Below are 26051 nucleotides of genomic sequence, written 5' to 3' on the forward strand. Positions count from 1 at the left end.
GTACCCAACCGGCCGGGCAAAATCCTGTCCAGGCCGGGGGCTAATTATGGGAAGAAGGATTGCTGTGGCAAACCCGCTCGCTGTGGCGAGCGGGCTGCTGCCGGGAGGAGGGCTAGACCTTGAACTGGCGCAGCAGGCCGTTGAGTTCTTCGCTCAAGTCCTTCAGATGCACGCTGGCCTCGCTCGATTGCTGGGCCGCGAGCGCAGTGCTGTGGGACAGGCCGGCGGCCTGGGTCACGTTCTGATTGATGTCTTCCACCACGTGGGCCTGTTGCAGGGTCGCGCTGGCAATCGAGGCGTTCAGGCCGTTGAGGTTGCGCAGGGCCTGGCCGATGGCATTCAGGCTGGCGCCCGCCTGACCGGCTTGTTCGATGGTCAGTTGCGAGGCCTGGTGGCTGTCGCTGATGACCTTGACCGCTGCTTCGGAATGCCCTTGCAGGCGCTCGATCATGTTCTGGATTTCGGCAGTGGATTTTTGCGTGCGCTGGGCCAGCAGGCGCACTTCGTCGGCGACCACGGCAAAACCACGGCCTTGTTCGCCGGCGCGGGCCGCTTCGATGGCGGCGTTGAGAGCCAGCAGGTTGGTCTGCTCGGCAATCGAGCGAATCACCTCCAGCACCCCGCCAATCTGCGTGCTTTCGGTGGACAGGGTGCGGATCACTTCCACCGCCTGGCTGATGGTGCCGGACAGCGCGTCGATCTGTTGCAGGCTGCCGTCGATATTGACCTGGCCCTGTTCGGCCTGGGTCTGCGCGTCACGCATTTCGCTGGCGGCGTGCTCGGCATTCTTGGCCACGTCCTGGACGCCGTAGGTCACTTCATTGATGGCGGTGGCCACCAGCTCCATTTGCTGGGATTGTTGCTGGCTGCGGTCATGGGCCTGGCTGGCGTTGTTGCCCAGCTCGGCGGACGACTGGGCCAGGGCATTGGCGCACACCTGCAACTGGCTGACCACCTGGCGCAGTTTGGCGGTGAAGGTGTTGAAGTGTCGGGACAGTTGCGTGACTTCGTCCTGGCCATGGGTGTCGAGGCTGCGGGTCAGGTCGCTTTCGCCACTGGCGATGTTGGCCATGGCCTGTACCGCTTCCTGCAACGGGCGCACGATGCTGCGGGCAATCAGCACCACCAGCAGGGCCATGATCAGGGCAATGCCCAGGCCGATCAGCGAGGCTTTCCAGACCTGGCCGCGAAATTGTGCCTGTACGTCGTCCACATAGACGCCGGAGCCTATGATCCAGCCCCAGGGTTCGAACAACTGGATATAGGAGGTCTTGGCCACGGGCTCAGCCGCGCCGGGTTTCGGCCAGCGGTAATCGACCATGCCGACGCCCTTGGCCTTGGCCAGGGTGACGAACTCATTGAAGATCGCAAAGCCGTCCGGATCGCGTATGGCCGATAGGTTCTGGCCGTCGAGCTTGGGGTTGGCCGGGTGCATGATCATCACCGGCGTCAGGTCATTGATCCAGAAGTATTCGTTCTGGTCGTAGCGCAGACCGCGCACCACACTCAGGGCTTGTTTCTGCGCGGCTTCGCGGGTCAGCACCCCGGTGGTTTCAAGGCCGTGATAAAAATTCAGAATCCCGCTGGCGGTCTGCACCACATGCTGGGTCTTCTGGCTCTTGGCCTGGTAGAGGTCGTCGTGGATCTGCTTGAGCATCAACAAACCCAGGGTCATCAACATCAACACGGCGACTATCAGGATCATCCAGAGGCGCCGACTGATCGACATATTGCGCAAACTGTTCATAGTCTTGTCACTCCGCGTTCTTATAATTTTCGGTGCTGCGTTGATCGGCCAGTGATAACGCGAAGCGAAATTCGGGCTTGTCTGATAGGCTTTCGGCCCGGAATCAAAAAACCTGAGTACTGCCTGATTTTTCACAGAATTTTTGCAGGTCAGCCTTGATCCTGCGCGCAGCCTTGCCGCGTGCTCATCGTTAGTGAACACCTAGAAAATATCAACGAGGCATGCCGTCGCATGACCTTTGGGGGAATAATGGATCTTTGGACCGCCTTTCAGGCATTGATACTTGGCATTGTCGAAGGGCTGACAGAGTTCTTGCCGATCTCCAGTACCGGGCACCAGATTATCGTCGCTGACTTGCTCGACTTCGGTGGCGAGCGCGCCATGGCGTTCAACATCATCATTCAACTGGGCGCCATCCTGGCGGTGGTCTGGGAGTTCCGGCGCAAGATCCTCGACGTGGTGACCGGCCTGCCGACCCAGCGCAACGCCCAGCGCTTTACCGTCAATCTGCTGATCGCCTTCCTGCCGGCGGTGGTGTTGGGGGTGATTTTTGCCGACCTGATCCACGAATACCTGTTCAACCCGATCACGGTGGCCACTGCGCTGGTGATCGGCGGGGTGATCATGTTGTGGGCCGAGCGTCGCGAGCATGTCATCCATGCCGAAACCGTCGATGACATCACCTGGAAAGACGCCTTGAAAGTGGGCTTTGCCCAGTGCCTGGCGATGATTCCAGGGACTTCGCGTTCCGGCTCGACCATTATCGGTGGCCTGTTGTTTGGCCTGTCGCGCAAGACGGCCACCGAGTTTTCGTTCTTCCTGGCGATGCCGACCATGGTCGGGGCGGCGGTGTACTCGGGCTATAAATACCGTGACCTGTTCCAGCCTGCGGATCTGCCGGTGTTTGCCGTCGGTTTTGTGGTCTCGTTCATCTTCGCGATGATTGCAGTGCGTGGCTTGCTCAAGTTCATCGCCAGCCACAGCTATGCAGTGTTTGCCTGGTACCGCATTGCGTTCGGTTTGCTGATCCTGGCCACCTGGCAGTTCGGCTGGATTGACTGGGCGGCGGCCAAGGCGTGATGACAGTCCAGCATCTGCGCTTGAAGGCTGTGGTGTTTGCACTGTTGTGTGCCGTGCCGTTGTTTGGCGCGGCACTGCTGGCGTATCGCGGGGTGTCGCTGATCCCGTTGGCGGCCTATGGCCTGGTCAGCGTGGTGACGTTTTGCCTGTACTGGAGCGACAAGCGCAAGGCCCAGAGCGATAGCTGGCGCACCCCGGAGAAGATCCTGCATGCCATGGAGCTGGCTGGTGGTTGGCCGGGGGCCTTGGTTGCGCAGCAGGTGTTCCGGCACAAGACGCGCAAGGTGTCTTATCAGGTGGTGTTCTGGCTGATTGTGTTGCTGCACCAGGTGTTCTGGATTGATCGGTTGTTTCTGGGTGGCACGCTGCTGGCAGTCTTCTAGCCGCGCGGGGCTTGAGAGCGAAGCTGCGCCCACAGGGGGCTGTGCATGTCTCGATGATCAAGGTGTGTCCAAGACGACCTGGGCTGGCTTACTCGTCCAGCCTCAGGCCGATCTGCGTGCGTTTGGGCAGTTTGCTCACCACCAACTGGTGGGAGCGCTGCAGCAAGCCGCGCAGTTCTTCGCCGCCCAGTGGGTAGGGCACCTGCATGATGATCCACTGCGCCCGCGCCAGGTACGGCGCCGGGTGGATGCCGGGGCGGTCGACGTGGCCAAGGAACAGTTCCTTGTCGACCTTGAACGCCAGGGAGTCGCCGCGCAGGTTCTGCAGGGCAAACATCTTGTTGCCGGCAATCGAGAACACCCGCACACCGCCCCACTTGTAATCCTCCCGTGCACCGGGCAAGCCCAGGCAGAACTGGGCGACGTCGTCTTCGGTCATGCTCCGGGTACTCATAGCAGTCGATCTCCGCAACTGTTGAAGGCATGGGCCAGAAAGTCGATCCAGGCGCGCACCGCTGGGGATACGCCGCGTCGATGCGGGTACACCGCTTGCAGCCAGCCACCGGGCAGCGACCACTCGGGCAGCAGTTGCACCAGTTGGCCACTTTCCAGCTCCTGCTCGCAATACATCATGGGCAGCACGGTGAAGCCCAGGCCGGCAAGGGCGCTGGCCTTGCGCACCAGGAAGTCGTCGATGCCCAGGCGGGCCTCCATCGCCAGGTCGGTGGCATTGCCGGCAGGGTCGAGCATGCGCAGGTGGACCATACGGTCGGCTTCCAGGGCGCCCAATACCGGCAGGTGTTTGAGGTCGGCCGGGCTGTTGATCTGGCGGTCGCGCACAAACTCGGGGCTGGCGACCATGGCCGTCTGCGCCTGACGCAGGCGACGGGTCACCAGCAGTGGGTCTTCGTCCCCCAACTCGCGCACACGCAAAGCTACGTCTACACCCTCGGCCACCAGGTCGACGCGGCGATTGATCAGCATCATCTCCAGTTGCACCAGTGGGTGGGCCGCGAGGAATTGCGCCACCACCGTCGGCAGGATTTCGTGGGCCAGGCCCACCGGGCAACTGACCCGCAGCCGGCCCCGGGGTTCGCTGGACATGTTGACCACGGCTTCGTCGGCCATTTCCGCTTCCAGCAGCATCGCCTGGCAGTGCACCAGGTAGCGTTCGCCGACGGCGGTCAGGGTCAGTTGCCGGGTGGTGCGCTGCAAGAGGCGGGCGCCGAGGCGTTCTTCCAGTTCGGCAATGCGCCGCGACAGCCGCGACTTGGGGATGCCCAGCAGCCGGCCTGCCGCCGCGAAGCCACCGGCTTCCACCACCTTGGCGAAATAGTAGAGGTCATTGAGGTCTTGCATGTTGGGCCTATTGTCCTGTCAGTGGGACGAACTATCGCATTTTAACCGGCTAATCGGCTATTGGATTGATCTGTAGGATTCTCCCCATCAGATCGCCGGTGGCGATCCTCACTTGGAGATCCCACATGAAACTCTTGCATATTGATTCCAGCATCCTCGGTGACAACTCGGTATCCCGCCAGTTGAGCGGCGAAGTGGTCAAGGCCTGGCAGGCGGCTGAGCCGGGTGTGGAAGTAACCTACCGTGACCTGGCCAGCGAAGGTATCAACCATTTTTCCGGGATTACCCTGGGCGCGTTGGGCACCGCCGCCGAGTTGCGTGATGCAGTACAGAAGCACGAAGCCGACCTGAGCGCTTCGACCCTGGCCGAGTTCCTGGCTGCCGACGCGGTGGTTATCGCCGCGCCGATGTACAACTTCACCATTCCCACCCAGCTCAAGGCCTGGATCGACCGCATTGCCGTCGCTGGCCAGACGTTCCGCTACACCGAAGCCGGCCCGCAAGGCCTGTGCGGCAACAAGAAAGTCATCGTGGTCTCCACCGCCGGTGGCCTGCACGTTGGCCAACCGACCGGCGTCGGGCACGAGGACTACTTGAAAGTGCTGCTGGGTTTCTTCGGTATCACCGATATCGAGTTCGTACGGGCCCACGGCCTGGCCTATGGTGACGAAGCACGCAGCAAGGCATTGAACGATGCCAACGCGCTGATCAGCGAGCAGTTGTTCGTCGCGGCGTAAGCACGAGCGCCTTTCAATCTGATTCGGGCTGTCTAAACTCTGTATTCTGCTAGCTTCAATGCTGGCGGAATACGGAGTTTTTTGTTTTGAACCGGCGAATATGGCGCAGCTTATGCAGCACCGGGTTATACCGCCCGAGCCTGCATCGGCCTGCAGGCGTCACACGGCACAGGTGGACATCCCCATGATGCGTCTTTGTGCAGTCTTGCTGGTTTCCCTGCTTGGCGGCCTCGTTTCAGTGCACGCCGCTGTCGCCCCGCACCCCCATTGGAGCGTGGGCTATCACCGCATGAGCTTTCTTGACCCGCTGGATTCGCAGCCGATGAAAGCCATCGCGTTTTATCCGTCCACGGGTGATGAACATCTCAGTCAGGTGGGGGCGTATCGCGTCGCCGCCGCCGAGGACGCCAAGGTCGCCATCGGCCGCTTCCCGTTGCTGATGCTGTCCCATGGCAACACCGGCACGCCCCTGGCTTTGCACGACCTAGCGACGTCGCTGGCGCGCAAGGGGTTTGTGGTGGTCGCCGTGCTGCACCCGGGCGACAACTATAAGGACCACAGCCGCCTGGGTACCTTGAGTAACCTGTATGGCCGGCCGATCCAGATTTCTGCGGCGATTACCGCGACCCTGGGCGACCCGATGCTGTCGCCGTTCGTCAACGTGGGCCAGGTAGGGGTGATCGGCTATTCGGCGGGCGGCGAGACGGCGCTGATCCTGGCCGGGGCCAAACCGGATCTCGAGCGTTTGCGCCGCTATTGCCAGGAGCGTCCCGAAGACCGCGACGCCTGTACCACCAAGGGTGAGCTGGTGGCCGACCGTGATGACCTGCAACCCCAGGCCGACCCACGGATCCACGCGTTGATGCTGATGGCGCCGCTTAGCCTGATGTTCGGTCGTCAGACCCTGGGCGACGTGCATGTGCCGGTGCTGCTGTACAGCGGCGATGGCGACAAGCTGGTAGCCGTGGATAAAAACGCCGCCGCCCTGGCGCGCAAGCTGCCACAGCCGCCGGATTTCAAACTGTTGGCCGGGGCTGGGCACTTTATCTTCATGGCCCCTTGCGATGACGAGCAACTGGCGCTGATGCCGGCGCTTTGTACCGATGCCGATGGGGTGGACCGCGAGGATATTCACCGCGACCTGATCTCCGAGGCCGGACGATTTTTCAGTCGCACCCTCGGCCAGCACTCGCGGGCCGGGATGCAGACTGCGGATCAGTAGGCCCGGCGCATCAGCAGCCAGGTCAGGCCCAGGCCCGTGACGGACAGTAGCGCCGCGCAAAAGAAAATCCACGAGTAGCCCAGGTTCAACGCCACCGCACCCATCAGCGGTCCGGCAATCGCCAGCGCCAGGTCAAAAAACACCGCATAGGCACTCAGCCCGGCACCCCGGCTGCTGTTGGGCACCTGTTTGATGGCTTCGACGCCCAGTGCCGGGTACACCAACGACAAGCCAAACCCGGTGAGGCCGGCGCCGATCAAGGCAATGGCGGGCGAGGGCGCGAGCCATAGCAGGGTCAGGCCGAGAGTTTCCAGGGTCATGCAGGCAATCGCCGCGCGAAACCCGCCAAAACGGCTGATGCTCGAGATAAACAGCAGGCGCGAGAGGATAAAGCAGATGCCAAACACCGTCAGGCACCAGGCGGCGCCGGTCCAGCCGCGATTGAGGTAGAACAGGGCAATGAAGGTGGTCAGGGTGCCGTAGCCAATGGACGCCAGGCACAGGCTGGCACCAAACGGCGCGATCCGCCCGAACACCGCCCAGAACGGCAGGCGCTCGCCGCGCACCACCGGCACCGAGGGTTTTTTGCGGATCAGCACCAGGCCCAGGGCTGCCAGCACGGCCAGCGCGGGACCGAGGCTGTTGTAACCGTATTGCGCAACCATCACCACGCCCAGCGGCGCGCCAATGGCGATGGCGCCATAGGAGGCGATGCCGTTCCAGGAGATCGAGCGCGCGGTGTGTTCGGCGCCGACCTGGCCCATGCACCAACTGATGGTGCCGACACCGATCAGGCCCTGGGCCACGCCCAGCAACACGCGACCGACCAGCAGAATTCCCAGGCTCAGGCTGGGCAGGCTGTGCAGCAGCGTGGCAAAAAACGTCAAGACACCGCTGAGCAGAATACCGCTCAAGCCCAGCACGATCGCGCGCTTGGTGCCGACGTTGTCCGACATGCGCCCGGCCATGGGGCGGCTGAGGAGGGTGGCCAGGTACTGCGAACCGATGGTTACGCCGGCCACCACGGCGCTGAAACCCAGTTGTTCATGGACGTAGCCGGGGATCACCGCAATCGGCAGGCCAATGCAGATAAACGCGATAAAGGTATAGAAGACGATGGAGACGATCTGCAGGGTGATCGACAGGGAGCTGGGGGCGGCTGGCATGGAGGCTCATTCGCGGCAGGGCGGTGAACGCATCATGGCAAGGGCTTGGAAGAAAAGGAAGCAGGCTAACAATCATCGGCCCTGACGCGCCGTTGGTCGAGCCTGGAAATGCAAAAAGCCCCGTCACTGCTGACGGGGCTTTTACTTGCAGCGTGTGGCTAACCGCTATTGGCGGCCCTTAAAACACCACGCCCTGGCTACGCAGGTAGTCGTCATAGGTGCCGCTGAAGTCGATCACGCCGCTTGGGCTCAACTCGATGATGCGGGTGGCCAGGGACGATACGAACTCACGGTCGTGGCTGACGAAGATCAGCGTGCCCGGATAGTTTTCCAGCGCCAGGTTCAGCGCCTCGATGGATTCCATGTCCAAGTGGTTGGTCGGTTCGTCCATGACCAGCACGTTGGGCTTTTGCAGGATCAGCTTGCCGAACAGCATGCGACCTTGCTCACCACCGGAGATGACCTTGACCGACTTGAGGATCTCATCGTTGGAGAACAGCATGCGGCCCAGGGTGCCGCGGATCACTTGTTCGCCCTGAGCCCACTGGCCCATCCAGTCGAACAGGGTGACGTCGTCTTCGAAATCGTGGGCGTGGTCCTGGGCGTAGTAGCCCAGTTCGGCCGCATCGGTCCACTTCACGCTACCGGCGTCCGGGGTCAGTTCGTTGACCAGGGTGCGCAGCAGGGTGGTCTTGCCGATACCGTTCGGGCCGATGATCGCCACGCGCTCGCCGGCTTCAACCTGGAAGCTGAAGTCCTTGAACAGGGTCTTGCCGTCAAAGCCTTTGGCCATGCGCTCGACGATGACCGCCTGGCGGTGCAGTTTCTTGGTCTGTTCAAAACGGATGAACGGGCTCACACGGCTCGAAGGCTTGACTTCGGCCAGTTGGATCTTGTCGATCGCCTTGGCGCGGGAAGTGGCCTGCTTGGCTTTCGAGGCGTTGGCCGAGAAGCGGCTGACGAACGATTGCAGTTCGGAGATCTGCGCTTTCTTCTTGGCGTTGTCCGACAGCAATTGCTCGCGGGACTGGGTCGCCACGGTCATGTACTCGTCGTAGTTGCCCGGGAACAGGCGCAGCTCGCCGTAGTCCAGGTCAGCCATGTGGGTGCACACGCTGTTCAGGAAGTGACGGTCGTGAGAGATGATGATCATCAGGCTGTTACGCTGGGTCAGGATGTTTTCCAGCCAGCGAATGGTGTTGATGTCCAGGTGGTTCGTCGGTTCGTCGAGCAGCAGCACTTCCGGATCCGAGAACAGCGCCTGGGCCAGCAATACGCGCAGCTTCCAGCCTGGAGACACTTCGCTCATCGGGCCGAAGTGCTGCTCGATGCCGATACCCAGGCCCAGCAGCAGTTCACCGGCACGGGATTCGGCGGTGTAGCCGTCCATTTCGGCGAACTCGGTTTCCAGCTCGGCCACGGCCATGCCGTCTTCTTCGCTCATTTCCGGCAGCGAGTAGATGCGATCGCGCTCGGCTTTGACCTTCCACAGCTCTTCGTGACCCATGATCACGGTGTCGATGACATTGAATTCTTCGTAGGCGAACTGATCCTGGCGCAGCTTACCCAGGCGCACGTTCGGCTCCAGCATGACCTGGCCGCCGGACGGGTCGAGATCGCCACCGAGGATTTTCATGAAGGTCGACTTGCCGCAACCGTTGGCACCGATCAAACCATAACGGTTACCGGCGCCGAACTTGACCGAGACGTTCTCAAACAGCGGCTTGGCGCCGAACTGCATGGTGATGTTAGCTGTGGAGATCAATTACTTTACCTATCAATAGCTTGGGGTGCGCTTATTTGGGCCGGGACCCATTCGGAGCCCGGGCCAACGGGCATGCGTCAACAGCGACATCAAGGCGTGAAGCCCAGTCGCCGAGCAGAAAATATGGGGTGTATGTTGGAATTTGGCGCGCATTGTCGCATATGTGCGGCGTGAGTTATATGACAGGCAGGCGTGTCGGGCCGCTGGAAGTGCCTGGTTTGTCTTTTTTTTGCGGAAATCCTTACAAAAAGCATCGAGTTGTATCGAAACTGTATCGGCCGTCCGATCTGTGTTTGTTAACAGTTGAACATGCAATGACCGTGGATTAAGTTTCCAGCGTTCGCCCTGCAGTGATGGCTCTTTACCGGTTCAAGGATGGCGAGGCTGTCGGTGCGGGGCGGACTCCCTTCTGTTTTCTTGACGACGCTCATCGCCATCGTGTTGCGCACGTTCAATGGTTTGGAGACGCAATGGACACGCTGTCTGCTCAACAGGCAATCGCCAGCAACAAGGCCGCCTGGAACGAATCCGCCGAACACCACAAAGCTACCGAGCACTGGCAAAGCCTGCTCGCGGATGTCGGCGCGCCTGATTTCTCCTGCCTGGATCCCACCCTGACCACCCTGTTAATGCAGGTGGGCGTCAAGGGGCGGGACGCCGTGCAACTGGGTTGCAATAACGGCCGTGAAAGCCTGTCGCTGTATGGGCTGGGCGCCAGCAGTGTGGTGGGGGTCGACCAGTCCGATGCATTTCTGGCACAGGCGGCGGAGCTGGCCAGTCGCTCACCCCATGCGCCCGAGTTTATCGAAGCCGATATTCATCATTTGCCCGAGCGGTTGCAGGGGCGTTTTGATATCGCCCTGATCACCATCGGGGTGTTGGGTTGGATGCCGGATATCGGGCTATTCATGGGGCATGTCGCCAGCACCCTCAAAGACGGCGGGACGCTGGTGATCTACGAGACTCATCCGATCCTGGAAGTGTTCGACCCCGAAGCGCCGAACCCGATGCTGCCGGTCACCTCATATTTTCGCCGCGAGCCTTTTGTGCAGCACGAGGCGATTGTCTATGAAGGGCCGAGTAACAGCGCAGCCGCGGCGTCTTACTGGTTCGTGCACACCTTAGGCGAGGTTGTCAGCGCGGCCATCGCGGCAGGCTTGCAGATCAGCCACCTGCAGGAGTACCCGCACTCCAATCGCGAAGAGCTCTACGACCAGTACGAGAACCAGCCGGCGCAACTGCCGATGTGCTACACCCTGACCGCCGTCAAGCGCCCGGCCTGAAGGCAAAAAAAAGGCCCGCTGGGGCGGCGGGCCAAGGGATTCATCTGAGGAGTTGGGTCTAACCTAGCGCGCCAAACGTGAATACTTCGTGAAAATCCTGTCGCAAAAACGAATGCCCCTCATCCGTTCATGACCGGCGTACGAAAGTGCGCATTGTCTGCCCTGGCGTCGTACTGAAACGCGTCGGCCGGGGCATGCCTTCATCCGCCGCGATAAACACGAAGCGCTCATCATCCAGGGTGTAGCTGGCGGGCAGGTGCTTTCCGGCGTCGGCACCGATGGCGTCGATCCAGGTGATGCTCTTGGGCGTGGTGCTGGCGTCCAGGGTAAAACTGCCCTGCAGTAATACCTCGCCATCTTGGGTCATGACCCGAAACTGATCCCCCTCGATTGTGGTCAGCGCACCGGGCGCACTGTGTTCATCCGGTGGGTTGGCGATGCCGCTGTCTTCCAGGGCGATTTGTTCCCAGGTGCCTTGCAGGGCTTGTTTGTCCTGTTCGGTCGGGCACGGCGTGGTGCGGGAAGGGGACGAGGGCATGTAAAAAATCCTTTTTGATGCGACATATAAATGGCGGGCCCGCCAACAGCAAGAAATGCTCCGTAGCAAGTTCCGTTAAAAGATTTTGTAGGAAATTTCCCAAAGTTGTGCTGCGGTCGGTTTTTTTCCTTTGCCAGCAGATATTTAAAGCGATTCTGACATATCGTGAGCGCGGTGGTTTCCGATATGTCGTCTACGCTGATCAATGCCGTATATGACATTATTTTTTCTGAAGGAAAACATTCTGAGTGCGGTAGGGATTTTTTCAGTGACGCAATGGTCGGATAACCGTCGCCTCGTGTCGTATTGGCTATATCCAGGGCGTTGTCCCTGTATTTTCAGTTGGTTATTCAGATCTATCGTGTAGTGGGCAGCCAGCGTCCACTTTTAGAAGGGTGTCCCCATTTTGAACAGAGCTCCCCAGGTGCAAGCCCCCGTGGTGTCCGATGAAATTGATTTATTTGATCTGTTCCACTCAATCTGGCGACAAAAGAAACTAGTCATCGGTTGTACCCTGTTTGCCGGCGTGATTGGCGTTGGCTATGCGTTGCTGGCGCCCCGTGAGTATCAGGTCAGCAGCGTGCTGCGCCCGGCGGCTATCAATGAGCTGGATGCCCTCAATCGCTCCGAAGTCTACAAATTGCCACCAGCGGACGCACTGGCCAAAGTCGGCGCGCAACTGGATTCGTATGACGCACGACTGAGCTTCTTCAAGGCCAACCCCGCGTTGTTCCAGGCGTTTCAGGAGCCAGGGCGCAGCCTTGAACAGAGTTTCGAAGCGTTCAACCGTAACTCGATCAAGCTGATCCTGCCCGACCCGAAAAAATCCGACTCCCTGAGCAGCTATATTCGTCTTGAGCTGCAATACCCCACGGACGTTGACGGGGTGGCGATTCTCAACGGTTTTGTCGACTACGCCATTGCGCAAGAGCGTGAGCAGGTGGGCGCCGACCTCAAGGTGATCGTCAACAACCGCCTCACCGAGCTCAAGGGCAAGATTGATGCAGCGCGCTCCAATTATGAAACCGACAAGGAATCGAAGATCGCCAAGCTGCTGGAGGGCGACAAGCTCAAACGCGCACAGCTGGAAGATGAACTCAGTGCCCTGCGCCTACAGATGAAAATGCAGCGTTCCAACCGCCTGGCAGAGTTGAACGAAGCGATCTCGATTGCCAAGTCCATGGGTATCAAGAGCCCGACCACACCCTCGTCTATGGCCGATGCCGGGCGTAGTGGCTCCAGTCAGGTGATGCGTACCGAGGTCAATAATCAGCAGATTCCCCTGTACTTCCTCGGCACCGACGCCCTCGAAGCCGAGCGCAGGGCTTTGCAGCAGCGGACCAGCGATGACTTCACCAGTAGCCGTGTTGCGGAAATCGGCAAGGAGCTGCAACTGCTGGAGGTCAATCGCCAAGTCGAAGTCCTGAAGCGGCGGGGCAATGAAGATATTTTCCTGCAGGACGTCGAGCCCTTGCGTGCTGAAGTGGCACGCCTGCGTGGCCTGAATATTGATATGAGTGCGTTGAAACTGGTGACGATTGACCGGCGCGCGCAAGAGCCGCTGAGCCCGATCAAACCGAAAAAAGTCCTGGTGGTTGCATTGAGCCTGGCAGTCGGCTTGCTGCTGGGGATGTTCGTTGCGCTGGTTCGCCATCTGGTCTTGACGCGGCGCCAGACTGTGGCCTATTCAGGCCTGGACGATGACCGTTTTACCCGGCGTGAACGCAAGGATGAGCCGCCATTGGGCTGAGTCACACCGGACCTTTCCCGGGCTGCGTCGCAGCCCGGCACTCCCGCCACCGCCCGTTCGAGGTGGCGCGGCTATACAGTCGGAAGACACCTTTTCACAATTCTTAGTTAACCTTTGGTTACAAACTATGGCTAAAATAACTGCCATTGGCCACTATCCGAATTGTCTCCAAGACGGTCGTGGGTCTGTTAATGAATTGTGATTTCAGGTGCTGCATTTTCCATCCCCAGCCCGGTAGGGCCTGGCGGAGCAGCCTGTACTCTTCTGATATGTGACGAATTCTCGTGAAACTCATTATTGTTGCTCTGTACGTTACGTCCATTGCGTATGTCCATCTGCGTGGCCGGGTGCGACATAAGCTGGGCCGTCAATTAAGCGACCACTCCACCTTCCTCGCCCCGGTCAATTGCTTCCTTTACCTGTTCTCCAAGCTGCCCGGCCGGCCGTACCTTGCCCCCAGTGACTTCCCCGACCTGAGCCCGCTCCAGGAGCATTGGCAGGAGATCCGCGAGGAAGGCCAGAACCTGATGCGCGCCGGCGAGATCAAGCGCTCCGACCAATACAACGACGTGGGCTTCAACTCGTTTTTCAAATCGGGCTGGAAGCGTTTCTACCTCAAGTGGTACGGCGACAGTCACCCCTCGGCCATGAAGCTGTGCCCGCGCACTACCGAGCTGGTGCAAAGTATCGGCTCGATCAAAGCGGCGATGTTTGCCGAACTGCCGCCAGGTTCCAGGCTGGTCCGCCACCGCGATCCTTATGCTGGCTCCTATCGCTACCACCTGGGGCTGGATACGCCCAACGATCCAGGCTGCTACATCAACGTGGACGGTGAGAATTATTACTGGCGTGACGGCGAGGCGGTGATGTTCGATGAGACCTACATCCACTACGCCGAAAACACCACGGCGCAAAACCGCATCATTCTGTTCTGCGATATCGAGCGGCCGATGAAATATCGTTGGGCGGCTGCATTCAATCGCTGGTTCAGCCGCAACGTCATGGCGGCCGCCGGCTCACCCAATGATGCCGGGGACAAGACCGGTGGCTTGAACCGCGCCTTCACCCGCCTGTACAAGATCCGCTTGCGGGGCAAGGAGCTGAAAAAGCGTAACCGCACCCGCTATTACCTGGAAAAGTGGGCGATCTTTGCCGGTTTGGCAGTGATTTTTATCCTGATCTGAGCATCAGCCCCCTTGCCACCGGGGGGCTCTATTCAGGCGGCTGGGCCCCCAGTTTCTGCCACATCTTCTTGCTGAGCCGTTGGCGGTTGGCATAACCCGCCCAGGGATCAGCTTTCAGGCTGTTTAAGCGCGCCTGCAAATTCGTCACATTCCATTGCTGGGCGCTGCGCAGGCTGTCGAGTTCATCTCGGCTGATGGGCACGGAAACCGGCAGCCCCGGGCGGGCGCGTACCGAATAGGCGGCGACGGTGCTGGCACCGCGGCCATTGCGCAGGTAGTCGATAAAGATCTTGCCGATGCGGTTTTTGGGGCCGCTGGTGGCGGTAAAACGCTCCGGCAGTTGCTGTGTCATGAACAGCGCAATGGCCAACGATGTTGTCCTCGGTGACTTCCTTGCCGGTGATCTTGTTGATGCGCTTATAGCCCACGGGGTCCATGCTGCGTTTGTCCAGCCAGTCGAAATCCACGCCCTGGGCCGAGGTGGCCGAGACCAGCGACACGGGGATGTGTACCAAGCCGAAGCTGATTGCGCCTTTCCATATTGCCCGTGGCATGGCCGTGCTTCCTGATGGGGAATGGTCTTCAGGTGACCTGTAGCCGCTGGCAAAAGTTTCGGCTGTCGGCCGGTTGGCACAGGGGCATTCGAAAAGCCGTGTTACACCTGCCTGGAAAGTATTTAGTTACCAAATCCGAACCCAGGGCGTAGCGTGTTATCGAATGCAGGTATTCCTCGCCCTATAGAGGTTTTGTCTTGAACAGCCGTACACGCAGCCTTGCAGTACTGGCCCTGGGCCTTGCCTTGAGTGGCGGGTTGCAGGCGCAAAACCTGCCCGGCAACAACAACCCGTATAACAGCCCGATCAAGCGGGCCAATCCCAATAGCATGCAGGGCACCCAGCCCAATACGCCCGCCGCCCGCGGTACCTACACCGCGCCGGTACCGCGGCCGCCGACCCTGGAAAACGGCGGTATCGGCAATCGCTATCCGCAACGTGATGCAGTGCCCACACGCCCTGCCACCCAACCTTCAGCCCCGACACAAGATGCCAATGGCAATCGCCGGCCCTGAACGCAAGGAACCCCACGTATGTTTCTACGCAAAACCCTTTTAGCGACCTGCTGCGCTGTCGCCCTGGCAAGCGCGCTGCCCGCGTTGGCCGCCGAGACCCGCCAGTTCCCCAGCGAGCAAGGCAGCCTCACCGCGACCCCGATTGTCAAAGGCCTGGACCATCCCTGGGCGGTGGCGTTTTTGCCCGACAAGCAAGGTTTCCTGGTCACCGAGCGGCCAGGCGCGCTGCGCTATGTGAGCAGTGATGGCAAATTATCGGCGCCATTGAGTGGCGTGCCGCAGGTCTGGGCCAAAGGGCAGGGCGGTTTGCTGGATGTGGTGTTGTCACCGGATTTCAAGGAAGACCGCCTGGTCTACCTGTCCTACGCCGAAGGTGGCGGCAAGGGCGGTACGGCCGGCACGGCGGTAGGCCGTGGCCGTTTGAGCGATGACTTGAGCGGCCTCAAGGACTTCCAGGTGATCCTGCGCCAGGAGCCCAAGCTCTCTACCGGTAATCACTTTGGCTCGCGCCTGGTGTTTGACCGAGACGGCTACCTGTTTGTGACCCTGGGCGAGAACAACGATCGGCCCACGGCTCAGGACCTGGACAAGCTGCAAGGCAAGGTGGTGCGCATCTACCCGGATGGTCGCGTGCCGGATGACAACCCGTTTGTCGGCCAGCCGGGAGCGCGGCCGGAGATTTGGTCCTATGGCCAGCGCAACCCACAGGGCGCGGCGCTGAACCCGTGGACTGGCACCCTCTGGGAAAACGAACACGGCCCGCGTGGCGGCGATGAAATCAATATCATCGAACGTGGCAAGAACTATGGCTGGCCCCTGGCGACCCACGGCATCAACTATTCCTTGCTGCCGATTCCCGAGGCCCGTGGCAAGACAGCCGAAGGCACGGTCGGCCCCCATCATGTGTGGGAAAAGTCACCGGCCATCAGCGGCATGGCGTTCTACGACGCTGACCGCTTCAAAGCCTGGCAGCACAACCTGTTTATCGGCGCCCTGGCCAGCCAGGAGCTGATTCGCCTGCAGTTCAAGGGCGACAAGGTGGTCCACGAAGAGCGCCTGCTGGGCGAACTGAAGGCGCGTATCCGCGATGTACGCCAGGGCCCGGATGGTTTCCTGTACGTACTCACGGATGAGGAGGATGGCGTGTTGTATCAGGTGGGGTTGAAGCAGGATTGACGGGCATTGCAGGAGCCGGCAAGGACTCGACGCCCCCCGGCTCCTACAAGGTTACAGCCCCAGTTCGGACAGCCCCGGATGATCATCCGGGCGCCGTCCCAGCGGCCAGTGGAACTTGCGTTCGCTTTCCTTGATCGGCATGTCATTGATGCACGCATGCCGATTGGACATCAGACCGTCCTGGTCGAACTCCCAGTTCTCGTTGCCGTAGGAGCGGAACCAGTTGCCGGAATCGTCGTGCCATTCATAGGCATAACGCACCGCGATGCGGTTGCCGGTAAACGCCCACAACTCCTTGATCAAGCGGTAGTCCAGTTCCCTGGCCCATTTGCGCGTCAGGAAGTCCTTGGCCTGCTCGCGGTTATGGGCGAATTCGGCGCGGTTACGCCACTGGGTGTCCAGGGTGTAGGCCAGCGACACGCGTTGCGGGTCACGGGAGTTCCAGCCGTCTTCGGCGAGACGGATCTTTTCAATGGCCGATTGCTCGGTAAAGGGCGGCAAGGGCGGACGCACGTGTGCATTGGCGGTCATTTGACTGCTCCTTTGGATCGTTAGTTGTTAAACCCGTACAACTTTCAAAGTGCCAATAAGTTATGCGCCATGCATTGCGCATTATCAGCGGCGGTGACATCGCCCATGATCAGGGCGATGGTAATGGCGCCATCGACCAGAATCAGCAGTTGCGCGGCCTGCTGCTCCGGGGCCGGGGTGCCATGTGCCTCGCACAGTTCAAGCAAATACTCGAACAGCTTCTGTTTGTGTGCCTTGGCCAGTAAACGTACCGGGTCTTGCGGGTTACCGGTTTCGCCGCTGGTATTGATAAAGGCGCAGCCGCGAAAGTCCGCAGAGCCGAACCAGGTCTTCAGAGCGCTGAACACGCCGAGCAAGCGGGCGCCGCTGCTGGCGTATTGCTCGACCTCGCTGCGCAGCCACTGCAACCAGCGCTCATCGCGCCGCTGCAGGGCGGCGATCACCAGTTCGTCCTTATTGGCAAAGTAGCGGTAGATACTTTTCCTGGAGACGCCGGCGGTTTTCACCAACAGATCCATACCGGTGGCCGCAATGCCGTGCCGATAGATCAACTTTTCGGTGACGTCCAGAATAATGTCGCGGGTTTCACTGCTGGTCATATTGTTCATACTGCAAACAGTAGAACGATCGTTCTTCTTGGTCAATCAATTATTTTCAGTGGCCAGTGGGCAGACCTGAGGACCCCCCATGGTGTAAGCTCTCGGGCTCTTCGGATTCGATCATTGCGAGCCCTATGCCGTCGTTATTCAAACGTTCCCTGTTGCCCAAGTTGCGCGGTTTCCCCCTGGCCACCGACGCGATTGAGGTGCTGTCCGGCGCCGCCGAGTTTCGCCGCTGCCTGCTGGAGCAAATCGCCCAGGCCCAACACCGCATCTACATCGTCGCGTTGTACCTGCAACAGGACGAAGCGGGCCAGGAGGTGTTTGACGCGCTGCACGCCGCCAAGGCCGCACGGCCCGAACTGGATATTGTGGTGATGGTGGATTGGCTGCGTGCCCAGCGCGGGTTGATCGGTGCGGGCAAGCAGCCGGGCAACAGCGCCTGGTACCAGGCAATGACTCAGTCACATCCGACACATGTGCCGGTGTATGGGGTGGCGGTGCAGACCCGCGAGCTGTTTGGCGTGCTGCATCTGAAGGGCTTCGTGATCGACGACAGCGTGCTGTACAGCGGCGCCAGCCTGAACAATGTGTATCTGCACAAGTTCGATAAATACCGCTTCGACCGCTATCACCTGATCCACAACAAGCCATTGGCCGACTCCATGCAGCACCTGGTGGAACACGGCCTGGTGGCGGCCAAGGCGGTACACCGCCTGGACCTGCCCAACCTGCCCACCACCCGCAGCCTGCGCAATGACATCGGCGACCTGCGCAGCCGGCTCAAGCACGCGACCTATGACACCACGGCCGGCCAGGCTGGGATTGGTGGGTTGTCGGTCAGCCCGTTGTTGGGAGTGGGCAAGAACAACCCGCTGAGCCGGGTGATCTGCGAGCTGATCGCCAGTGCCCAGCGGCAGTTGACCATCTGCACCCCGTATTTCAACCTGCCACTGCCGGTGACCCGGGAAATCAACCGGGCCCTGGCCCGTGGGGTGAAGATCGACATCATCGTTGGCGACAAGACCGCCAACGACTTCTACATCCCGCCCAGCGAGCCTTTCAAAATCATCGCCGCGCTGCCGTATCTCTACGAAATCAGCCTGCGCCGCTTTGCCAAGCGCCACCAGCGCATGATCGACAGTGGCCAACTCAACCTGCACCTGTGGCGCGACGGGGATAACACCTATCACCTCAAGGGCATGTGGGTCGACGAACGCTATACCTTGCTCACCGGCAATAACCTCAACCCCCGGGCCTTTCGCCTGGACCTGGAAAACGCCCTGCTGATCGACGATCCCCAGGGCCAGTGGTTGGCGCCACGGCGCCGCGAGCTGGAGGACATTTTCCAGCACACCACGCGGATCCAGGGCTACCAGCAGTTGCAGACACTGGTGGATTACCCCGAAGCCGTCGGCAAGTTCCTGCGCCGGGTCAGTCGCGTCCGAGTCGAGCGCTTGCTTTACCGGATCCTCTAGTGGCGCGGTGCCGGCCAGAGCGCAATGAGCAACAGCAGGGCAGCGGCGACCAGGTAGGGTAGCCGCGGTTCAACGGCATAGATCAGGGTCCCGGCCAGCGGCCCGACCACCACGCCCAGCCCTTGCGCCGCCCCCACCGATCCGGCAGTGGCGCCTTGTTCCGAGGCGTCCACCGCGTTGGCCGCCAGGGCGGCGAACGATGGGAAGATCCAGCCCATGCCGGCCGCCGAGACGAAGAAACACAGCCAGAGGATCCACGCCGTATCGGCGAACATGCTCCCGGCAAACCCCAGGGCCGAAACAAGCGCGCCGACGCGGATCAATCGCAGGGGTGGCCATTCCAGCTTGCGCACCAGCAATTGCGAGCAGATCAAGGCCAGGCCGACCATGGTCAGGGCGATCCCGGCGGTTTGTGCGGCGTCGGCGGGGTTCATCTGCAGGCGATCCAGGGCAAAAAAGCCCACCGTGATCTGGGCAATCGACACGCAGAGCATCGCCGCAAAGGCCACGACCAATGGCCGGCGCAAGCGTGGGTCCGAGAGGTTGACGGCCTTGGGCGGTTGTTTGAGGTGCAATTCCTGGCGCGGCAGCTTCATCAGCAACACCAGAAACCCGAGCATCGGCAGCAGCGCCATCACATAAAACGGCAGGCTCAGGCTGTGGCGGGCCAGCAGCGCGGCAATCGCCGGGCCCAACACCAGGCCACAGGCGTTGGCCGCCCCCAGCGAGGCCATGGCCTTGGCGCGATGGGCCGGCTCGATATTGTCCGCGATCAGCGCATAGCCCCCCACTGGGATCGCCGCGTAAAACACCCCGATCAACCCGCGCCCGAGCACCAGCCCGATAAATGCCAGCATCGCCGAGGGCAGCAGTTGCAGGGAGGCGTCGATAAACACGCACAGGGCCCAATAGGCCAGGGTGAAGCCCCCGGTGCCCAGCAACAGCACGCGCCGCCGACCCAGGCGATCACTGGCCTGGCCCCAGGGCCGCGCCAAAAGCATCCAGATCACACCGGACACCGTCACCGCCGCGCCGGCCTGCCAGGTCGCCAGCCCCAGCACCCGCGCGATGGGGCCGATCAGCGAGACAAACGCCATCATCGCCATGGTGCAGGCCATATTGGCCAGCAGCAGGGGGCGCAGGTTGAAGGGAGTGGGCGGGGCGGCATCAAGGCGGGTGGCCGAATGAGGCATGGGAAATCTTCCGTGAGTGGGAATCTATGGAACGTTATAGGTAAGACGGTTAAACGCACAGCGCGATTAACCCGGATGATAGGGATCTACAGCTGTGGGAGTGGGCTTGCCTGCGATGGCGGTGCTTCAGTCACTCTGGGCGGTGATTGAACCACCGCCATCGCAGGCAAGCCAGCTCCCACATTTGATTGTGGTGTGGCGAACATTTTCTGCACCTTTGAGCCCCCACATTTGATTTGTGGTGTGGCGAACATTTTCTGCTCGCTGAGACCCCTGTGGGAGCGGGCTTGCCCGCGATGGCGGTGGGTCAGGCTCAGAGCCGCTAGCGTTGAGGTGTCAGTTCAAACCCAGTTTGCCACGCAGGGTCGACAGGTCTTCGGCCAGGGTGTTGACCGGGCCCACCAGGGCCTTGCGGTCGCTTTCCTTGACCTTGTCGTAGGTTTCAAAGCCGCCATCGGCAGTTTTGTATTTGGCCAGGATGGTGTTCACCGTGGCGAAGTTCTTGTCGACCTTGGCCAAAAACGCCTTGTCCTGCTGTTCGATCTGCCCACGGAACAGGTCGACGATCTTCTTCGCTCCGTCGATATTGCCCTGGAAGTCATACAGGTCGGTGTGGCTGTAGCGGTCTTCTTCGCCGGAAATCTTCGTGGCGGCCACTTCTTCGAGCAATGCGGCAGCGCCGCCGACGACTTTTTCCGGCGGGAAGGTCAGACCGGCAACGCGGGTTTGCAGATCCTTGACGTCCGTGTTCAAGCCGTCGGCAAGGGTGCCCAGGCCCTGGGTAGTGTTTTCGGCAAACAGGCTGTATTCAATGCGGTGGAAGCCGGTGAAGTCTTCGGCTTTCACACCTTTTTCGTGGTCGTCGACCCGTGAGTCGATCGATGCATCGAGGTCGCTGAACAGCTCGGCGATGGGCTCGATGGATTCGTAGTAAACGCGGGTGGGCGCGTAGAGTTTTTTCGCGGTGGCCAGGTCACCTTTTTTCACCGCGTCGGTGAAGGCCTGGGTCTGGGTCACCAGTTCCTCGATCTTGTCGGTGACATAGATCTTGTAGTCCGACACCGGGCCCACCAGATCCAGGGGCGCCGGCGCGGCAAAGGCCGCGAGCGGAGAAAGGCTCAATAACAACGCAAGAGATGACATGTTCATGGGGCGGTTTCCGCTGTGGAGGGTTAGGTCTTGGCAGTGCTGTGCAGCAAGGTTCGGCCGATGAAATCCTGCGGCCCGGTGGCGCCCGGCAAGGTGAAGAAATACCCGCCGCCCACTGGCTTGAGGTATTCCTCCAGGGGCTCGCCATTGAGCCGGGTTTGTACGCTGATAAAGCCTTTCTCCAGGTCCGCCTGATAGCAGATAAACAACAGGCCCATGTCCAGTTGGCCGTTCTTGTTGACGCCGTTGGAGTAGTTGAACGGCCGACGCAGGATCAGGTTGGCCTGGGTCGCGGCCGTGCGCGGGTTGGCCAGGCGGATATGGGCATCGAGCTTGGTCAGTTTGCCGGCCGGATCCTTGCTGTAGTCGGGCACCTGGGCTTCGCTGTGACCGTCCATGGGCGCGCCGCTGGTCTTGATCCGGCCGATGATGCTTTCCTGCTCCTGCAAGGGCGTGCGGTCCCAGCGTTCGACGAAATTGCGGATGATCCGTACCGCCTGGTAGCTACCATGGGCGGCCCACGCGGGCTCATCACTGCCGGGCTGGACCCAGACCAGTTGGTCCATGGTTTTGGTGTCGTTGGAGTCGGGGTTGGCCGAGCCATCGCGAAAACCCAGGAAGTTGCGTGCGCTCTGCGCCGGTTGCCCGGCACGGGCAGGGGCCTGGGGCGGTACGCTGCCTTCCTGTTTCCAGCGCACCAGCAGCAGGTCCGGCAGGTTTTTCACGATATCGCGCAGGGCGTGGATATTGGTGTCGGGGGTGTTGGAGCTGAACTGCAGGCTCAAGTCACCGTGGCACTGCGCCGGTTCCAGGGCGTCGTTGGGGAAGCCGACCATGCGGATCAGGCGCTTGGGTTTGGCGGCGGCCAGGCCGAAACGCTCGTCGAACAGCGATTCACCCACCGATACGGTGATGGTCAGGTTATCCGGGCTGACCACGGGGCCGAGGATCCCGGAGTCGCTGGGCGGCAGTTTCGGGTCGACTTGCGGCACGCTGCCGCCGGTCATCAAAAAACGGATGCGCTGGTTGAGGGTGCGAAACAGGCGCTCCAGGTCTTCGCGGTCGCTGGCCAGGACGTCGAACGCTACCAGCATGCCGCAGGCCGGGCGCGGGGTGACGATGCCGCTCTGGTGCTTGCCGTGGAAGGCCTGGTGGTCCTGGGTTTTTTCGCTGCTGGGCGCGGTGGTGACCTGGGCTGCGCCGGCTGCCATTGCCGGGCAACTGAGGCTGCTGCCGGCAATCGCGGCGCCGGTGGCGGCCATCCCGAGCAACACACGGCGGCGTTGGGCGTTGAACTGTGGTGAATCACTCATGTGTTTGGTCGTCTTCACTTAAGGCCGGAGAGGCCAAGGGCTGGGTCGATTCCATCGAGTGCGGCGGCCAGAGCCTTGGCCTTGTCGGCGATCAGCTGGCGCTGAGCGGCGGTAACGCGGTTGTAGCTGCGGTAATGGCCATCGACCTGCAAGTCGTCGAGTTGCGCGGCGAAGGCGTTGATCGCGCTATCAACTCCCGGCAGCAGGTCGGCGGCGGACTTGGTCAACAGCGGCCGCATCAGGTCCACCACCTTGCGCGTCACCGTCAGGTTGGCGGCAAAACCGTTGAGGTCGAGGTGGCTGTAGCGCTCCTCTTCGCCACTGGCGGCGCGCACGTCGGCCAGGCTGTTGAGGTTGCGCACCAGGATGCTGACCAGTTGCTCGGGCGGCAGCGACTGCGCCAACAACTGTTGCTTGAGGGTGGTGACATCGGCCAGCAGACGCTGGGCAATCGGTGTCAGGTCGCCGAGAGTGTGCTGCTCGAACAGGCCATATTCCAGGCGATGGAAGCCGCTGAAGGCCGGGTCTTGTTCACGCTTCTCGAAGTAATCGGCGCGGGCATTGATCGCGTTGTCCAGCTCGGCCAGGCGCTGGGCCGCCGGGGCCAGTTGTTGGTAAGCCTCGCGAGCCGGCAGGTACAGGGCCTGGGCCTGGGCCAGGTCGCCGGCGGCAATCGCTTGTTCAAGGGCGCTGACGGCCTTGATCAAAGCGCCACCCTGGCTGCTCAGGTACACGCGAAACTCCGACAGCGGGCCGATAAAGGCCACCATCGAGGGCTTGGCTTTGGCCTGGGCGTCAGACTCGGCCGTCGGGGTTACACGCAGGGTGCCGCGTGGGTTGCTCAACAGGCCACAGGTGATGGCGTAGTCGCCCGGCAGCAGGTTGGCGTTGATCACCTGGCTCAAGCCCGGCGCAATGTTTTCGCGCTCTTCGACCACCAGCACGCCGTCAAGGATTTCCCACTCCACCGCGCGATCCGAACGGTTGATGATGCGAAAACTCGCACGGCCCGCCGGTACGGTCAGGGTGTTGGGTTCGCAGGCGTGGGCGTGGATGATCACGGCGATTTCGTTGTGATTGACCTGGCGCTTGGCGGCGGCCAATTGCGCGGCGTAGTAGAACAGGCCGCCGGCGGCGATCATCACGATCACCGAACCGGCGACCGCCCAACGCAACGCGCGGGGTGGTGAGGCAGGGGCTGGGTTTGGCAAGGGACGACCTTACTGGCTGGAGACGGAAGAAGAGGTGGCTGGCGCGGCGGGCATAAAGAACATCGCCAGCGCCAGTACCAGGTAAATCAGGTAGGCGCCCAGGGTGCTGACGGTCGGTGCGTCCTGGTAGCCGAACATGCCGGCCAGCACCGAACCCAGCGGGCCATCCATCGGCAGGGTTGCGCTGAAATCGAACAGCACGCCTTGCAGGTGGTTCCACACCCCGGCTTCATGCAGGGCCTGCACCGAGTTGGCAAGGATCCCGGCGGCCACCACCAGGATGAACAGCCCGGTCCAGCGAAAGAACGCACCGAGGTTCAGGCGCATGCTGCCGCTGTAGATCAGGAACCCGACGATGATCGCCAGCACCAGGCCGAGCAGGGCGCCGATGGGCGCGGCGGGGCCTTCGCTCTGTTGGAACACCGCCAGCAAGAAGAACACCGTCTCCAGGCCTTCACGGGCCACGGCGAAAAACACCATGGCGATCAGGGCAAGCACCTGGTTGCGCGAGCCGGCCAACGCATGATCCAGGGACTGGTGCAGGGAGTGCTTGATCGAGCGTGCGACCTTGCGCATCCAGAACACCATGGAGCTGAGAATCCCCACGGCGACCAGGCCGACAATGCCTTCGAACAGCTCTTGCTGTTTTTGCGGGAACTCGGCGCTGACCAACTCCAGGCCACCGCCGACCAGCAGGGCCAAAGCGGCGGCGAGAAATACGCCGATCCATACCGCTGGCATCCATTGGCCACGGCCGGTCTGTTGCAGGTAGCTGGCGATGATGCCAACGATCAATGCGGCTTCAATGCCTTCGCGCAGCATGATGAGAAAGGGGACGAGCATCGGGCACCGCAACGTAATTAGTTAGGGTGCTAAGTTGTAACATAATGATACTCATTGCTAAACAGAGGATCTTGACGTTTTCTGAACGCGGCCTGAACAGCCCTCTATGTCGTTGCTGCGTGGGGTATGTGTTCCTTACAAGCCAACACGCTCCTACAATGGCCGACCTACAAGATTGAGCCCTGGCCCATGTCGGAAAAAGACACAATCTCCATCCACCTGGTTCGTGAAGCCCTGTTGCAGAGTTGCGCCCCCGGTGCGGCGACGTGGGAGGCCCTGAGCAAGGTCGGGATCGACCCCGCGTTGCTGGAGCAGCCCGCCGCCCGGGTTCCGGCGCTGGCGTACGCGCGGCTCTGGCGCTTGCTGGCGCGGCGCCGGGATGATGAGTTCTTTGGCATGGACCCGCGCAAGTTGAAGTCGGGCAGCCTGGGGTTTTTGTGTCGTGCCTCCATGGCCCAGCCCACCCTGGGCGAGGCGCTGGAAACCGGCCTGGGCTTCCTGTCGTTGATGCTTGAGCACCTTCCCGCGCAGCTGGTGCGTCAGCAAAGCCTGGCGGAAATCGTGCTGCTGGAACCTGAGCCGGAAGCACGGCGCGCGTTTACCTACTTTTGCTATTGGATGATCGTCCACGGCGTCGCCTGCTGGCTGGCCGGCCGACGCATCCCGATCCTGGCCATCGAATTGCGCAGTGCGCAGCCGGCATTTTGTGATGATTACCAGGTGATGTTTTCCGACAACCTGCGTTTTGATCGCACCCGTACCCGCATGATCTTTTCGGCAGACTGCCTCGACCTGCCGGTCAAGCGCAGCCCCGAGGAACTCAAGCGCTTCCTGGCCCAGGCGCCCGCCAACATCCTGGTCAAATACCGCGACCCGGACAGCCTGGCGATGCGCATCAAACACGACCTGCGCCAGCGCCCGGCCCAACAGTGGCCGGAAACCGACAGCCTGGCCCATGAGTTGTGCATGTCTGCCTCGACGCTGCGTCGGCGCTTGGCCGAAGAAGGGCAGACGTACCAGGGGCTCAAGGACAGCGTGCGCAAGGAGCTGGCAGTGGTGTGGCTGGCCGAGGCCGATATCAGCTTTGCCGAGATCGCCAGCCGCCTGGGTTTTGCCGATGTGAGCTCGTTCTACAAGGCCTTTCGCAAATGGTCGGGCTCCAATCCCGGGCATTACCGCAGCTTGATCCTCACGGAATCCAGCTGAGTTGGATCAGCGCAGCTCCCACCTTTGATCTTTGTGACCGTCTTTAAGCAAAGGGTTTGACCGGTTTCA

General features: G+C 61.1%; 25 protein-coding genes and 2 pseudogenes. 12 read left to right on the forward strand and 15 right to left on the reverse strand.

What is annotated here, in order from left to right:
* Nucleotides 1-112: 112 nt before the first annotated feature.
* On the reverse strand, nucleotides 113-1747 hold the full coding sequence (locus tag PSH80_RS12190) for a methyl-accepting chemotaxis protein (protein ID WP_057959748.1): 1635 nt from the start codon (nucleotides 1745-1747) through the stop codon (nucleotides 113-115).
* Nucleotides 1748-1996: 249 nt separating this feature from the next.
* On the opposite strand from PSH80_RS12190, the gene PSH80_RS12195 reads away from it, so the two are divergent.
* Together PSH80_RS12195 and PSH80_RS12200 are read left to right on the forward strand one after the other, a co-directional pair.
* On the forward strand, nucleotides 1997-2827 hold the full coding sequence (locus PSH80_RS12195) for an undecaprenyl-diphosphate phosphatase (protein ID WP_057959747.1): 831 nt from the start codon (nucleotides 1997-1999) through the stop codon (nucleotides 2825-2827).
* A complete protein-coding gene (locus PSH80_RS12200; RefSeq protein ID WP_057959746.1) occupies nucleotides 2827-3210 on the forward strand; it encodes a DUF1294 domain-containing protein in 384 nt (127 codons plus the stop codon). The genes PSH80_RS12195 and PSH80_RS12200 overlap by 1 nt, the downstream gene beginning before the upstream one ends.
* An 88-nt stretch (nucleotides 3211-3298) precedes the next feature.
* Here PSH80_RS12200 and PSH80_RS12205 read toward each other — a convergent pair whose 3' ends face one another.
* A complete protein-coding gene (locus PSH80_RS12205) occupies nucleotides 3299-3649 on the reverse strand; it encodes an MmcQ/YjbR family DNA-binding protein (protein WP_120732934.1) in 351 nt (116 codons plus the stop codon).
* Nucleotides 3650-3660: 11 nt separating this feature from the next.
* Entirely contained in the window at nucleotides 3661-4569 is a 909-nt protein-coding gene (locus PSH80_RS12210; protein ID WP_198799227.1) for a LysR substrate-binding domain-containing protein, read from the reverse strand.
* Nucleotides 4570-4694: 125 nt separating this feature from the next.
* Between PSH80_RS12210 and PSH80_RS12215 the strand changes: the two genes are divergently transcribed.
* Together PSH80_RS12215 and PSH80_RS12220 are read left to right on the forward strand one after the other, a co-directional pair.
* Complete coding sequence (locus PSH80_RS12215; RefSeq protein WP_198799228.1) at nucleotides 4695-5306, forward strand: FMN-dependent NADH-azoreductase; 612 nt, start codon at nucleotides 4695-4697, stop codon at nucleotides 5304-5306.
* 184 nt (nucleotides 5307-5490) lie between these two features.
* Nucleotides 5491-6528, forward strand: coding sequence for a dienelactone hydrolase (locus tag PSH80_RS12220; protein ID WP_305420351.1), 1038 nt, complete (start codon nucleotides 5491-5493; stop codon nucleotides 6526-6528).
* Here PSH80_RS12220 and PSH80_RS12225 read toward each other — a convergent pair.
* Nucleotides 6522-7694, reverse strand: a complete 1173-nt coding sequence (locus tag PSH80_RS12225; RefSeq protein ID WP_115128153.1) for an MFS transporter — start codon at nucleotides 7692-7694, stop codon at nucleotides 6522-6524. The two genes, PSH80_RS12220 and PSH80_RS12225, sit on opposite strands and share 7 nt — an antisense overlap.
* Before the next feature lie 178 nt (nucleotides 7695-7872).
* The gene (locus PSH80_RS12230; protein WP_071610063.1) at nucleotides 7873-9459 is read right to left on the reverse strand and encodes an ABC-F family ATPase; all 1587 of its coding nucleotides are present in this window, start codon (nucleotides 9457-9459) and stop codon (nucleotides 7873-7875) included.
* A 470-nt stretch (nucleotides 9460-9929) separates the two neighbouring features.
* Between PSH80_RS12230 and PSH80_RS12235 the strand changes: the two genes are divergently transcribed.
* Nucleotides 9930-10742 (forward strand): bifunctional 2-polyprenyl-6-hydroxyphenol methylase/3-demethylubiquinol 3-O-methyltransferase UbiG, encoded by an 813-nt coding sequence (locus PSH80_RS12235; protein ID WP_057440103.1) that lies wholly within the window; start codon nucleotides 9930-9932, stop codon nucleotides 10740-10742.
* A gap of 127 nt (nucleotides 10743-10869) precedes the next feature.
* Here PSH80_RS12235 and PSH80_RS12240 read toward each other — a convergent pair whose 3' ends face one another.
* Nucleotides 10870-11280 carry a TIGR03067 domain-containing protein gene (locus tag PSH80_RS12240; RefSeq protein ID WP_057959743.1) on the reverse strand — a complete coding sequence of 137 codons (411 nt, stop codon included), beginning with the start codon at nucleotides 11278-11280 and terminating at the stop codon, nucleotides 10870-10872.
* 466 nt (nucleotides 11281-11746) lie between these two features.
* On the opposite strand from PSH80_RS12240, the gene PSH80_RS12245 reads away from it, so the two are divergent.
* A complete protein-coding gene (locus PSH80_RS12245) occupies nucleotides 11747-13030 on the forward strand; it encodes a GNVR domain-containing protein (protein WP_370693736.1) in 1284 nt (427 codons plus the stop codon).
* A gap of 284 nt (nucleotides 13031-13314) precedes the next feature.
* Nucleotides 13315-14214: a lipid A hydroxylase LpxO gene (gene lpxO / locus PSH80_RS12250; RefSeq protein ID WP_169990088.1), complete on the forward strand. Its 900-nt coding sequence runs from the start codon at nucleotides 13315-13317 to the stop codon at nucleotides 14212-14214.
* 28 nt (nucleotides 14215-14242) lie between these two features.
* Here lpxO and ligD read toward each other — a convergent pair.
* Both ligD and PSH80_RS12260 read right to left on the reverse strand, forming a co-directional pair.
* A pseudogene (ligD, locus tag PSH80_RS12255) lies at nucleotides 14243-14581 on the reverse strand (ATP-dependent DNA ligase); the annotation flags it as partial.
* Nucleotide 14582: 1 nt separating this feature from the next.
* Nucleotides 14583-14714, reverse strand: a pseudogene (locus PSH80_RS12260) (Ku protein); the annotation flags it as partial.
* On the opposite strand from PSH80_RS12260, the gene PSH80_RS12265 reads away from it, so the two are divergent.
* The 3 genes from PSH80_RS12265 (at nucleotide 14650) to PSH80_RS12275 (ending at nucleotide 16459) form a co-directional block, all read left to right on the forward strand.
* On the forward strand, nucleotides 14650-14811 hold the full coding sequence (locus PSH80_RS12265; RefSeq protein ID WP_240435990.1) for a hypothetical protein: 162 nt from the start codon (nucleotides 14650-14652) through the stop codon (nucleotides 14809-14811). The pseudogene PSH80_RS12260 and the gene PSH80_RS12265 sit on opposite strands and share 65 nt — an antisense overlap.
* Nucleotides 14812-14965: 154 nt before the next feature.
* The gene (locus tag PSH80_RS12270) at nucleotides 14966-15283 is read left to right on the forward strand and encodes a hypothetical protein (protein WP_120732947.1); all 318 of its coding nucleotides are present in this window, start codon (nucleotides 14966-14968) and stop codon (nucleotides 15281-15283) included.
* Nucleotides 15284-15301: 18 nt separating this feature from the next.
* The gene (locus tag PSH80_RS12275) at nucleotides 15302-16459 is read left to right on the forward strand and encodes a PQQ-dependent sugar dehydrogenase (protein WP_120732949.1); all 1158 of its coding nucleotides are present in this window, start codon (nucleotides 15302-15304) and stop codon (nucleotides 16457-16459) included.
* Nucleotides 16460-16510: 51 nt separating this feature from the next.
* Here the strand turns inward: PSH80_RS12275 and PSH80_RS12280 are convergent, their stop codons facing one another.
* Together PSH80_RS12280 and PSH80_RS12285 are read right to left on the reverse strand one after the other, a co-directional pair.
* Nucleotides 16511-16990 (reverse strand): nuclear transport factor 2 family protein, encoded by a 480-nt coding sequence (locus PSH80_RS12280; protein ID WP_057440109.1) that lies wholly within the window; start codon nucleotides 16988-16990, stop codon nucleotides 16511-16513.
* Nucleotides 16991-17034: 44 nt separating this feature from the next.
* Nucleotides 17035-17598, reverse strand: a complete 564-nt coding sequence (locus PSH80_RS12285; RefSeq protein ID WP_305420358.1) for a TetR/AcrR family transcriptional regulator — start codon at nucleotides 17596-17598, stop codon at nucleotides 17035-17037.
* Between the two features lie 125 nt (nucleotides 17599-17723).
* Between PSH80_RS12285 and pssA the strand changes: the two genes are divergently transcribed.
* The gene (gene pssA / locus PSH80_RS12290; RefSeq protein WP_057440111.1) at nucleotides 17724-19067 is read left to right on the forward strand and encodes a CDP-diacylglycerol--serine O-phosphatidyltransferase; all 1344 of its coding nucleotides are present in this window, start codon (nucleotides 17724-17726) and stop codon (nucleotides 19065-19067) included.
* Here the strand turns inward: pssA and PSH80_RS12295 are convergent.
* The 5 genes from PSH80_RS12295 to efeU form a co-directional block, all read right to left on the reverse strand.
* Nucleotides 19064-20260, reverse strand: coding sequence for an MFS transporter (locus PSH80_RS12295; protein ID WP_057444795.1), 1197 nt, complete (start codon nucleotides 20258-20260; stop codon nucleotides 19064-19066). The genes pssA and PSH80_RS12295 overlap by 4 nt on opposite strands.
* Nucleotides 20261-20596: 336 nt before the next feature.
* Nucleotides 20597-21409 (reverse strand): iron uptake system protein EfeO, encoded by an 813-nt coding sequence (gene efeO, locus PSH80_RS12300; protein ID WP_115128161.1) that lies wholly within the window; start codon nucleotides 21407-21409, stop codon nucleotides 20597-20599.
* A 23-nt stretch (nucleotides 21410-21432) separates the two neighbouring features.
* Nucleotides 21433-22722: an iron uptake transporter deferrochelatase/peroxidase subunit gene (gene efeB / locus PSH80_RS12305; protein WP_057959776.1), complete on the reverse strand. Its 1290-nt coding sequence runs from the start codon at nucleotides 22720-22722 to the stop codon at nucleotides 21433-21435.
* A 14-nt stretch (nucleotides 22723-22736) separates the two neighbouring features.
* Nucleotides 22737-23933, reverse strand: a complete 1197-nt coding sequence (efeO, locus tag PSH80_RS12310; protein ID WP_370693725.1) for an iron uptake system protein EfeO — start codon at nucleotides 23931-23933, stop codon at nucleotides 22737-22739.
* Between the two features lie 9 nt (nucleotides 23934-23942).
* The gene (efeU, locus tag PSH80_RS12315; protein ID WP_115128163.1) at nucleotides 23943-24776 is read right to left on the reverse strand and encodes an iron uptake transporter permease EfeU; all 834 of its coding nucleotides are present in this window, start codon (nucleotides 24774-24776) and stop codon (nucleotides 23943-23945) included.
* A 189-nt stretch (nucleotides 24777-24965) separates the two neighbouring features.
* Between efeU and PSH80_RS12320 the strand changes: the two genes are divergently transcribed.
* On the forward strand, nucleotides 24966-25982 hold the full coding sequence (locus tag PSH80_RS12320) for an AraC family transcriptional regulator (RefSeq protein WP_305420363.1): 1017 nt from the start codon (nucleotides 24966-24968) through the stop codon (nucleotides 25980-25982).
* Nucleotides 25983-26051: the final 69 nt, after the last annotated feature.

Source organism: Pseudomonas sp. FP818 (assembly GCF_030687335.1).
GTDB classification, from domain to species: domain Bacteria; phylum Pseudomonadota; class Gammaproteobacteria; order Pseudomonadales; family Pseudomonadaceae; genus Aquipseudomonas; species Aquipseudomonas shahriarae.

What these genes read in the sequence shown, in the direction of transcription:
- PSH80_RS12190 (WP_057959748.1), bottom strand. Translation starts at nt 1,747, where the DNA reads ATGAACAGTTTGCGCAATATGTCGATCAGTCGGCGCCTCTGGATGATC.
- PSH80_RS12195 (WP_057959747.1), top strand. Translation starts at nt 1,997, where the DNA reads ATGGATCTTTGGACCGCCTTTCAGGCATTGATACTTGGCATTGTCGAA.
- PSH80_RS12200 (WP_057959746.1), top strand. Translation starts at nt 2,827, where the DNA reads ATGACAGTCCAGCATCTGCGCTTGAAGGCTGTGGTGTTTGCACTGTTG.
- PSH80_RS12205 (WP_120732934.1), bottom strand. Translation starts at nt 3,649, where the DNA reads ATGACCGAAGACGACGTCGCCCAGTTCTGCCTGGGCTTGCCCGGTGCA.
- PSH80_RS12210 (WP_198799227.1), bottom strand. Translation starts at nt 4,569, where the DNA reads ATGCAAGACCTCAATGACCTCTACTATTTCGCCAAGGTGGTGGAAGCC.
- PSH80_RS12215 (WP_198799228.1), top strand. Translation starts at nt 4,695, where the DNA reads ATGAAACTCTTGCATATTGATTCCAGCATCCTCGGTGACAACTCGGTA.
- PSH80_RS12220 (WP_305420351.1), top strand. Translation starts at nt 5,491, where the DNA reads ATGATGCGTCTTTGTGCAGTCTTGCTGGTTTCCCTGCTTGGCGGCCTC.
- PSH80_RS12225 (WP_115128153.1), bottom strand. Translation starts at nt 7,694, where the DNA reads ATGCCAGCCGCCCCCAGCTCCCTGTCGATCACCCTGCAGATCGTCTCC.
- PSH80_RS12235 (WP_057440103.1), top strand. Translation starts at nt 9,930, where the DNA reads ATGGACACGCTGTCTGCTCAACAGGCAATCGCCAGCAACAAGGCCGCC.
- PSH80_RS12240 (WP_057959743.1), bottom strand. Translation starts at nt 11,280, where the DNA reads ATGCCCTCGTCCCCTTCCCGCACCACGCCGTGCCCGACCGAACAGGAC.
- PSH80_RS12265 (WP_240435990.1), top strand. Translation starts at nt 14,650, where the DNA reads ATGCTGCGTTTGTCCAGCCAGTCGAAATCCACGCCCTGGGCCGAGGTG.
- PSH80_RS12275 (WP_120732949.1), top strand. Translation starts at nt 15,302, where the DNA reads ATGTTTCTACGCAAAACCCTTTTAGCGACCTGCTGCGCTGTCGCCCTG.
- PSH80_RS12280 (WP_057440109.1), bottom strand. Translation starts at nt 16,990, where the DNA reads ATGACCGCCAATGCACACGTGCGTCCGCCCTTGCCGCCCTTTACCGAG.
- PSH80_RS12285 (WP_305420358.1), bottom strand. Translation starts at nt 17,598, where the DNA reads ATGAACAATATGACCAGCAGTGAAACCCGCGACATTATTCTGGACGTC.
- pssA (WP_057440111.1), top strand. Translation starts at nt 17,724, where the DNA reads ATGCCGTCGTTATTCAAACGTTCCCTGTTGCCCAAGTTGCGCGGTTTC.
- PSH80_RS12295 (WP_057444795.1), bottom strand. Translation starts at nt 20,260, where the DNA reads ATGCCTCATTCGGCCACCCGCCTTGATGCCGCCCCGCCCACTCCCTTC.
- efeO (WP_115128161.1), bottom strand. Translation starts at nt 21,409, where the DNA reads ATGAACATGTCATCTCTTGCGTTGTTATTGAGCCTTTCTCCGCTCGCG.
- efeB (WP_057959776.1), bottom strand. Translation starts at nt 22,722, where the DNA reads ATGAGTGATTCACCACAGTTCAACGCCCAACGCCGCCGTGTGTTGCTC.
- efeU (WP_115128163.1), bottom strand. Translation starts at nt 24,776, where the DNA reads ATGCTCGTCCCCTTTCTCATCATGCTGCGCGAAGGCATTGAAGCCGCA.
- PSH80_RS12320 (WP_305420363.1), top strand. Translation starts at nt 24,966, where the DNA reads ATGTCGGAAAAAGACACAATCTCCATCCACCTGGTTCGTGAAGCCCTG.